The organism is uncultured Gimesia sp., assembly GCF_937910335.1.
In the GTDB taxonomy this organism is placed as follows: Bacteria; Planctomycetota; Planctomycetia; order Planctomycetales; family Planctomycetaceae; genus Gimesia.
The window spans coordinates 1-9623 of the sequence record NZ_CALEMX010000555.1 but is presented as its reverse complement, the minus strand read 5'-3'; the positions used below and the strand labels follow the sequence as shown (position 1 = coordinate 9623).

The following is a 9623-nucleotide window of genomic DNA, read 5'->3' as shown; positions in this document are numbered from 1 at the left end:
TTCCGTAATTGAAACTGCATCAATGTGGTCTTCCTAAGAAAATCGCATTGGAACTGTTTCAGCCCTTTATTATTCGTCGGCTGAAGGATAGCGGTCACGCTGATACGATCAAATCTGCCAAGCGGATGTTGGAACGCAAAGATGAAGATGTGTGGGATATTCTGGATGAAGTCATTCAAAATCACCCCGTGCTTTTGAATCGTGCCCCTACATTGCACCGCATGGGGATTCAGGCATTTGAGCCAATTCTTGTTGAAGGGAATGCGATTCGTATTCACCCGCTGGTTTGTACCGGATTCAATGCCGACTTTGATGGTGACCAGATGGCGGTACACTTGCCGCTTTCGATTGAAGCTCAGGTGGAAGCAACGACATTGATGCTTGCCACGAATAATATTTTCAGTCCTTCCGATGGTGCACCGATTATTCGTCCTTCGCAGGATATCGTGATGGGTTGTTACTATCTGACCCTCAAAAAACCTGATCGTAAGGGTGAAGGGATGGTCTTTTCCGGCGTGAATGAAGTGCATGCAGCATTTCAGCAACATAAGCTGGATCGTCATGCCATTATCAAAGTTCGTATGCCTTCTGATCGTCGGATCAAAGGGGATGGGGCTGAAGAGTACAAAACGGGAGGTTTAATTGAAACCACCGTGGGGCGCGTGATTTTCGACGATATTCTGCCTAAGAAAATGGCCTTCTATAACATCACAATGAAAGGCCGTGACCTTTCGAATGTGATTTCTGACTGCTATCTGGAACTGGGGCGGCGTGAAACCATTAACCTGCTCGATAAAATGAAAGAAACCGGATTCCGGGAATCGACATTGAGTGGACTTTCCTTCGGTACCAGCGATTTGAAAACGGCTCCGAACAAAGCAAAGGTAATTGGAGATTCCGAAAAAACGGTTCTGCAAAAAACCAAGCTTTATGAGCGTGGTCTGATTACCGCTGAAGAACGCTATAATCAGGTGCTCGATACCTGGACCCATGCCCGTGAAGAAATTACGACTTCCATGATGCATGAACTGGAAAATGATTATCGAGATGAAGGCCGTTATGTGAACCCGATTTATCTGATGTCGAATTCCGGTGCCCGTGGTGGTATCGAACAGATGCGTCAGTTGGGTGGTATGCGTGGGTTGATGGCCAAGCCAAGTGGAGAAATTATTGAAACTCCCATTAAGGCGAATTTCCGTGAAGGATTAACAGTACTGGAATATTTCAGTTCCACTCACGGTGCTCGTAAAGGTTTGGCCGATACTGCATTGAAAACGGCAGACTCTGGATACCTGACACGTAAGCTGGCAGATATCTGTCAGAACGTGGTTGTCACAGAACATGACTGCGGTACCGCGCAGGGAATGACTCGTGGTGTTCTTTATCGAGGTGAAAAGGTCGAAATGAGCTTGACCGATGCGATCCGTGGTCGTGTCAGTCGAACCAATATTGTGGATCCGATTACCGATGAAGTGATCGTACGCGAAAACGATCTGATCACCGTAGAAATTGCACGTCGTATTGAGGCGATGGGTCTGGAAAAAATTCAGGTACGCAGCCCGATGACCTGTGAATCATCGTTGGGTCTTTGCCGGCTCTGTTACGGGATGGACCTTTCTACTGGTTCGCTTGTAGAAGAAGGATTAGCCGTCGGTATCATCGCCGCACAAAGTGTGGGTGAACCGGGCACCCAGTTAACGATGCGTACTTTCCATATTGGTGGAACAGCGTCTCGTGAAGTAGAAGAAAATGAAATTCGCACACGTCGTGCTGGTAAAGCAACGTTTGCCCGCATTCGGTCGGTTGTAAACAGCGAAGGTCAGAGTGTGATCCTGACCCGAAATGGTGAGGTCGTGATCAACGACACAAAAGGCCGCGAGTTGGAACGCTATACGATTCCCAACGGTGCGACTTTAATGGTCAATGAAGGGGATGAACTGAAAGAGGGTCAGGTGATCTGTCAGTGGGACCCTCACTCCATCTCCATTCTGGCAGAAGTGGGTGGGCGTGTTCGGTATGAAGAATGTGTCGAAGGCAAAACCATTCGTACTGACAAAGACCCCAGTGGTCACATTCGTCGTTCGATTATTGAACATAAAGGCGAATTACACCCGCAGATTATTATCGAAGATGGTACAGGCAAAATTCTGGACTTCTATTATCTTCCTGAAAAAGCAAGTATCGAAGTGGACGAAGGCACGCAGATTACAGCGGGTACTGTAGTTGCTAAGAACCCTCGTGAATCTTCGGGTACGCAGGATATTACAGGTGGTTTGCCTCGTGTGACAGAGTTGTTCGAAGCAAGGCGCCCCAAAGATCCTTCCGTGTTAGCGGAAATCGATGGTGAAGTCGAGTTTGTTCCTGAAAAGAAACGTGGAAAACGAATCGTGATCGTTCGCGGAGAAGATGGCACCGAAGTGGAACACGTGATTCCCCATGGTAAGCATCTGCTGGTTCACGCAGGTGACCTGGTGAAAGCCGGCGACGCTCTGGTTCGTGGACCTCTCGTGCCGCACGATATTTTACGAGTCAGTGGAACGGAAGCGGTTCAGCAATATTTACTGCATGAAATCCAGAACGTATATCGTGCTCAACGTGTGACAATCGATGATAAGCACCTTGAAATTATTATCTCCCGCATGTTAAGCAAAGTGATGGTTGAAAATGTGGGTGATACAAACTTATTGCCGGGAATTGTTCTTGATAAATTGACGTTCCAGAAAATCAATGAAGAGACCATCGCCTGCGTTAAGGTAGTCGATGCGGGTGATACCGACTTCCAGCCGGACGACCTCGTTCCTCTGGCGACAATTGAAGAAGTGAATGCACAGGTAGAATTGGCGGGACAAGCACCTGCCAGCTTTACCAAGCCTAAGCCAGCATCGGCCAGTTCGCAGCTTCTGGGGATTACAAAAGCATCAGTGCAAAGTGAAAGCTTTATCTCTGCTGCGAGTTTCCAGGAAACAACGAAGGTACTTACCGAAGCGGCACTCGCCGGTCGTGTTGACTATCTTGTCGGTCTGAAGGAAAACGTGATTCTAGGTCACCTGGTACCAGCGGGAACCGGGTTCTATCAACATCAGAATTCAGAAGTTCGAATTCGACCAGAAGCTTTGGAAGAGTTAAAGGCTGAGAAAGAGCGAATTCTGGCGGCACGAATGAGTTTATTGAATGAAATTCAGCCCGATAAACCGGTTCCCTTGGGAGGCGGCCAGGATATTGTTCAGGATATCGTGCAAGAAACCATCCAAGAGACCATCCAAGAGACCGTTCAAGAGACCGTTCAAGAGACCGTTCAAGAGACCGTTCAAGAAACTATTCAAGAGACCATAAAAGAGGTAGGGGAATTTGGCCAGGGAGAGCTGGATTCTTCAATTGAGAATACGCCACCCAGCCCGAATCCCATTGATGAGTAGGTGGGGTGGGATTGTCTGATTCTCTGGTGAGAGTCCTTAAATGGATTTGGTGTGAGACTTGACGGATCTATGTGGGCTGGATACATTGTCCCGTTCCGGTCTCTGAAGAGAGCGTAATTTTAACGTAAATAAGTGGCCATATGTATTTTTGACCATGTTTATAGAGTATTTATTGTAGTTCATGCGTTGAACGAAGATGGGTTGTTTTGATGCCGACGATTAATCAGTTAATTCGTAAACCGAGAAAAAAACCGATTTCCAAGAGTAAAACTCCTCTGCTTGAGGGTTGTCCTCAGAAGCGTGGGGTCTGTTTAAATGTGAAAACGGTAACCCCCAAGAAGCCTAACTCGGCGTTACGTAAAGTGGCACGTGTTCGTCTTTCTAACGGGAAAGAGTTGACTGCTTATATTCCAGGTGAAGGCCATAATCTGCAGGAGCACTCGATTGTTCTGGTACGCGGCGGTCGTGTTCGTGACTTGCCTGGTGTGCGTTACAAAGTGATCCGTGGTGTGCTCGACACGCTGGGTGTGAGTGATCGCCGTCAGGCACGTAGTCGTTATGGAACCAAGCGTCCTAAATAGGCATTTATTTTAGATCAATCTTCAGGTATTTGATTACATCAGTCGGTGCCCTGTTCGGGCATTGAAATTAAAGTTAGAGGAAAAGTTGGAATGGGCAAGAAGTTTACCGCCAGTGTATCACAGCTAAAGCCAGATCCACGGTTTAATTCACTGTTGGCATCCAAGTTTGTGAACTGCCTGATGCACGATGGCAAGAAAAGTGTTGCTCAAAACGTTTTTTATTCTGCCTTGGATCGCATCAAGGATCGAGTACCTGATGTAGAGCCCATCGAAGTTTTCACACAGGCTGTCGAGAATGTGAAGCCGGGAATTGAAGTACGGTCTAAACGAGTGGGTGGGGCCACCTATCAGGTTCCGACTCCCGTTAATTCCAAGCGTCAGCAGACTTTAGCAATTCGCTGGATTCTGGCTGCGATTCGCGGGAAAAAAGGGCGACCGATGGATGTTCGGTTGGCAGATGAGATTTTGTCTGCTCATAAAAAGGAAGGCGTTGCCATGACGACTCGTGAGAATATTCACCGCATGGCAGAAGCGAACAAGGCGTTTGCACATTTCGCCTTCTCTCGCTAAGACAACTTCAGAATTATCTGGACGCACTGGTAAGACTTTCGAGTCATTACTTCGTGCGTCTTTTTTTTTGATAGGACAAATATTTGATATTGTGGTTTCAGGTAGATTTGTAAACGATACAGAAGAAGTGGATAAGTGGATTACTTAAAGTCGCTGATCGCCTTTGCTTCCAGCGGTAAAATGTTTTTGTGTGAATTCAGTTAAGCGATGATTTTTACAGATGGGATTGAAAGGTAAGATGTCAGCTTCCATAGAGAAAATCAGAAATATAGGGATTATTGCTCACATTGACGCAGGTAAAACGACAACTTCCGAACGGATTTTGTTTTATACCGGTGCCTCACATCGTATGGGGAATGTTGATGAAGGCACGACCATTACGGATTTTGATGAAGAAGAGGCCCGGCGCGGCATCACGATTTATTCCGCTGCGATTTCTTGTGAGTGGAAAGATTATGCCATCAACATCATCGATACGCCAGGCCATGTTGACTTTACGGCAGAGGTCGAGCGCAGCCTGCGTGTGCTGGATGGTGCCGTTGTTGTTTTCAGTGCAATGGAAGGTGTTGAAGCCCAGAGCGAAACGGTCTGGCGTCAGGCAGATAAATATCATGTACCTCGCATCTGCTTTATTAATAAAATGGATCGGATCGGAGCCAGTTTTCTGAGGACATTTCAGGAAATTGAGCGTCGTTTGGTAGCCAAGCCTGTTGCGATGCAGGTACCCATTGGTGAAGGTTCCGCATCTACCGGTGATCCTTTTCAGGGCGTGATTGATTTGATCACAATGAAAGCCTTGTATTATGACTTGGATACAAAAGGTGCCAATTTTGAGGTCAGGGAAATTCCCGATGCCTATCTGGAGCTGGCGCAAGAATGGCGCGGTAAGCTGCTGGAGACCGTTGCTGAACTGGATGATCAAGTTCTTGAGCAATACTATGAGACAGAAGATATTGCCGAAGAAGATATTCATCGCCTGCTGAGAGAAGCTACGTTGCGTGGAGATTTACAACCGACCTTCTGTGGTTCTTCATTGAATTACATCGGCGTACAACCTGTACTGGACGCCGTGGGAACCTATTTGCCCAGTCCACTGGATCGCCCGCCCGTGGAAGGAACCAATCCTCAGCCCGTAAAGAAGAGGGGGCCGGTTTCGGATGCAGTGATCTCAAGATCGCCTGTGATCGACGAACCGGTATGTGGTCTGGTTTTCAAGATTCAGACAGATAAGCACGGCGATTTGTGTTTTATCCGCGTTTATTCCGGGCAGTTAAAAAGTGGGAGTCGTTTACTGAATGCCCGAACCGGCAAGAAAGAGTTGATCAGTCAGCTATGGCGTGTGCACGCTGATTCCCGGGAGAAGGTGGAGACCGACTGTATTGACGCTGGCGATATTGCTGGTGTGATTGGTCCGAAGGAGGCAGCCACTGGTGACACACTGTGTGATATTAAACATCCGATTTTGCTGGAAAGTATTTCCTTCCCTGAGACAGTGATTTCGATGGCCGTTGAACCCGAGTCGAGTGCCGACCGGAAAAAGCTGGAAGAAACTCTTCAAAAGTTGTCCAGGCAGGATCCCACTTTTAAGGCGGTTCCGAATGAGGAAACAGGGCAAACCATTGTTTCGGGAATGGGTGAGTTGCATCTGGAGGTTCTGCGAAATCGAATGCAAACCGAATTTAATCTGAGCGTGCGCGTGCATAAGCCGCGGGTCAGTTATCGTGAGACCGTATTGGCGGCGATAGAAAAAGAGGTGGAGTTCAGCCGTCCCTCTGCGAATGGCGATCTGTATTTCAAAGTGAAGTTACGGTTAGAGCCTTTTAAGGGAGAGACTCCGCTTTCCATTGTGAGTCAGTTGAAGCCGGATGCACCAGAGGCATTAGATCCTGCATTGCAAAGTGTCATGATGGAAACATTAAAAATGGGGGCCGAAGGGGGCGGACAAGTCGGTTTTCCTTTGATGAATGTGCAATTTGTTGTGTTGAGTGTGGCGTCTCGAGATGGTGAAACGAATGAAGTTGCTGTGGAGGCTGCTGTTTCTGAAGCGTTACATGCTTGTATTATGGATGCGAAGATGCAGTTGTTGGAGCCGATCATGAAAATGGAAGTGGTAACTCCCGATGAGTTTCGAGGAAATATTCAGGCGGATCTCAGTTCCCGGCATGCGGCTGTCCATAATACAGAGTGGCGAAGCGATTTATGTGTGATGGAAGTGGAGTCACCTTTATCGCAGTTGTTTGGCTATTCTACGCAAATTCGCAGTCTTTCTCAGGGCCGGGCTTCCTTTTCGATGCAGCCATTAAAATACGCGCCGGCTCCTCCTGGTGTATTAAAAGAGATGATTGGTTGATTTTTGAAAAACGTACGGTTCGGCGCTTGGTATCCCGTCGCTGAATGGTTACGTTGTCTGCTCTGTGAATCGGGGCCAAAAGTGTCTTGTGTTCATATAGGCAGTGTTTGGCAGGCTTTCAATATGAGAATGTCGTAATTTCGAAAAAAGCGTTTTAAGCTTTCTTCGGGTTGTTGACAACCAGCAATGGTCTCATTAGTATTGCTCGCTTCCCCGCTCGGATTAGGTGTCTAAGCGGGGTCTGAGTCTAATTTTAGTGAAGGAAATAATTGGTGGCCGTTGCGAGTCAAGAGCGAATTAGAATTCGCATGGAAGCTTATGATCACTCCGTTTTGGATCAATCAGCAGCAGATATTGTTGATACGGCGAAGCGAACCGGTGCGATTGTGCATGGCCCTATTCCGTTGCCAACGCGAATTGAGCGATATACGGTTCTGAAGGGGCCGCATATTGATAAGAAGTCGCGTGAGCAATTTGAAATTCGGACTCATAAGCGTTTGGTTGATATTTTATCTCCGACGGGTAAGACGATTGATGCTTTGAATAAATTGTCTTTACCGGCTGGGGTTGATATTAAAATTAAGGCGTCCGCTGGCGGAAACTAGTCTTTAAAGGTTTTCGTTATGATGCTCGCGGATCTGGATAACCAGGTTTGCTTGATTGGTTAGGGATCCAGCATTAGCTGGTGGTGCTATGCTTCTTGCTGCTCTGTATGGGCGGGTTTCGAAGAGGCTTTGTTCCCATAGTTTAAGGGTGATGAGTATGCCTGTCGGTCTACTAGGTAAAAAGGTCGGAATGACGCAAGTTTATGATGATGGGGTAATGGTTCCCGTCACTGTAATTCAGGCTGGTCCTTGTCCTGTGTTGCAGGTTCGTACGGTAGACACTGATGGGTACGAGGCGGTTCAGCTTGGTTTTGGGGATAAGCCTCGTCGACTGTCTGCTCGTAGTGAGCGCGGTCATGTAGCTGCCTTGGATAGCAAGCGACAAAAAAAGCGTGCAGAATCCGGAATTGCCGTTGTTGAAAAGGCGGGCTGTGAGCCCAAGCGATTTATCAAAGAGTTTCGGACTGATGGTGAAGCTCATGGTTGTGAAGTCGGGAATGAGTTAACGGTTTCTCACTTTGCGGAAGTTCCATTCATCGATGTGATTGGCACGAGTAAAGGTCGCGGTTTTGCAGGTGTAATGAAAAGACATAATTTTTCTGGTCAGCGTGCCACTCATGGTGTAAAGCGTGTGCACCGTCATGGTGGTTCGATTGGTCAGAGTGCGGATCCTGCTCGCGTCATGAAGGGGACTCGCATGGGCGGTCGCTATGGCGGAAAGCAGATTACAGTCAGGCATTTGAAGGTGGTTCGCATTGATGAGGAGAATGGTCTTCTACTCGTGCGAGGCGCTGTGCCAGGACCCAATGGTGGTGATCTGGTGATTCGGCGTACCAATAAGTATTAGTATTTAGAGTATTTGAAGTAGTAAGATCGTTCTGCCTTATATAAATGGTGTCAAAAATGATTTCTGTTGCAATTCAAGATAAAGCTGGAAAAGAAGTGGGCAAATATGAATTTGACTCCACCGAGTTAGCCAGTGGTGTGAATCGTCAGTTATTGCACGATGTTGTCGTGATGTATGAGGCAAACAAGCGGATTGGCTCTTCCAAAACCAAGAGTCGTGGCATGGTCAGAGGTAGTACTGCAAAGCTGTATCGACAAAAGGGAACGGGGCGTGCTCGTGCTGGTAGTGCTCGCGGTCCTGTGCGTCGAGGTGGTGGTCATACTTTTGCCAAGACTCCGAAAGACTGGAGTTATCGGTTGCCGAAAAAGGCAGTCAAATTGGCCACGCGAATGGCAATTTTAAGCAAATTTGAAGATGAGCAGGTTACTCTGGTAGACGAATTGGCGCTGGAAGTGCCAAAGACCAAAGAGGTCACAGGTATGTTGGCAGCTTTGGGTCTGTCTAACATTAGTTGTTTGTTGACGATCGACGGTCATGATCCAGTGGTTTGGAAGTCTGCTCGCAATATAGAAAAAGTACAAGTATCACCGGCTGCTGATTTGAACGCTTACGATGTTCTGCGTCAGCGGCAAATGGTGTTAACCAAGTCTGCCCTAGATCGGTTGCTTGGTCGTTCTGAAGCTTAGTTTTAAGAGAATTTTGGTTTAATAATCCAGTCTGAGTATTGAGGTTAGTTGTTATGTCGGATGGTTCAAAAAAAGGCGTTCAGCTGAAGCCGTATCAGGTCGTCATCCGGCCATTGGTTACAGAAAAAGGGACTCACCTGTCTGAGTCGTTTAATGCATACACGTTTGTCGTGGATAAGTCTGCTACAAAAACAGATATCAAGAATGCCGTAGCGGATTTGTGGAATGTGCGAGTGGTTTCTGTTCGAACTCAGAACCGACTCGGAAAGCCGCGTCGTCATAAGCACAAAATTGGTTATACAAAATCGTGGAAAAAAGCGATTGTCGAGCTTCATGAAGATGATCGTATTTCATTCTTCTAAAATGAAGTTTAACAAAGCGTTTGAGTGAAGGTTATTTAAGAAGCGGTTTTGAAGCCGACAGTATATCGAGGGAGTATTTTTAATGGGAATCCGATTCTACAAGCCAGTCACACCTGGTCGTCGTGGTGCATCGGTGAGTGATTTTGCGGCGATTACTGACCGTAAAAAAGCTCCTGAAAAATCTCTGTTGTCACGATTCAAGAAAA

The 9623-nt window shown here is 47.1% G+C and carries 7 protein-coding genes and 2 pseudogenes; all 9 read left to right on the top strand.

The window, feature by feature from the left end; genetic code table 11:
- Positions 1 to 8: 8 nt before the first annotated feature.
- Positions 9 to 3416 (top strand): annotated as a pseudogene (locus Q0668_RS22945) (DNA-directed RNA polymerase subunit beta'); the annotation flags it as partial.
- Between the two features lie 209 nt (positions 3417 to 3625).
- Positions 3626 to 3997 (top strand): 30S ribosomal protein S12, encoded by a 372-nt coding sequence (gene rpsL, locus Q0668_RS22940; RefSeq protein ID WP_298868869.1) that lies wholly within the window; start codon positions 3626 to 3628, stop codon positions 3995 to 3997.
- A 90-nt stretch (positions 3998 to 4087) separates the two neighbouring features.
- On the top strand, positions 4088 to 4567 hold the full coding sequence (rpsG, locus tag Q0668_RS22935) for a 30S ribosomal protein S7 (protein ID WP_298868868.1): 480 nt from the start codon (positions 4088 to 4090) through the stop codon (positions 4565 to 4567).
- A 238-nt stretch (positions 4568 to 4805) separates the two neighbouring features.
- Entirely contained in the window at positions 4806 to 6917 is a 2112-nt protein-coding gene (gene fusA, locus Q0668_RS22930; protein WP_298868867.1) for an elongation factor G, read from the top strand.
- Between the two features lie 272 nt (positions 6918 to 7189).
- A complete protein-coding gene (gene rpsJ / locus Q0668_RS22925) occupies positions 7190 to 7522 on the top strand; it encodes a 30S ribosomal protein S10 (protein ID WP_002649712.1) in 333 nt (110 codons plus the stop codon).
- A 157-nt stretch (positions 7523 to 7679) separates the two neighbouring features.
- Positions 7680 to 8369: a 50S ribosomal protein L3 gene (gene rplC, locus Q0668_RS22920; protein ID WP_298868866.1), complete on the top strand. Its 690-nt coding sequence runs from the start codon at positions 7680 to 7682 to the stop codon at positions 8367 to 8369.
- A gap of 56 nt (positions 8370 to 8425) precedes the next feature.
- Complete coding sequence (rplD, locus tag Q0668_RS22915; RefSeq protein ID WP_298868865.1) at positions 8426 to 9055, top strand: 50S ribosomal protein L4; 630 nt, start codon at positions 8426 to 8428, stop codon at positions 9053 to 9055.
- Positions 9056 to 9108: 53 nt separating this feature from the next.
- Entirely contained in the window at positions 9109 to 9417 is a 309-nt protein-coding gene (gene rplW, locus Q0668_RS22910) for a 50S ribosomal protein L23 (RefSeq protein WP_298868863.1), read from the top strand.
- A gap of 82 nt (positions 9418 to 9499) precedes the next feature.
- Positions 9500 to 9623, top strand: a pseudogene (gene rplB / locus Q0668_RS26000) (50S ribosomal protein L2); the annotation flags it as partial.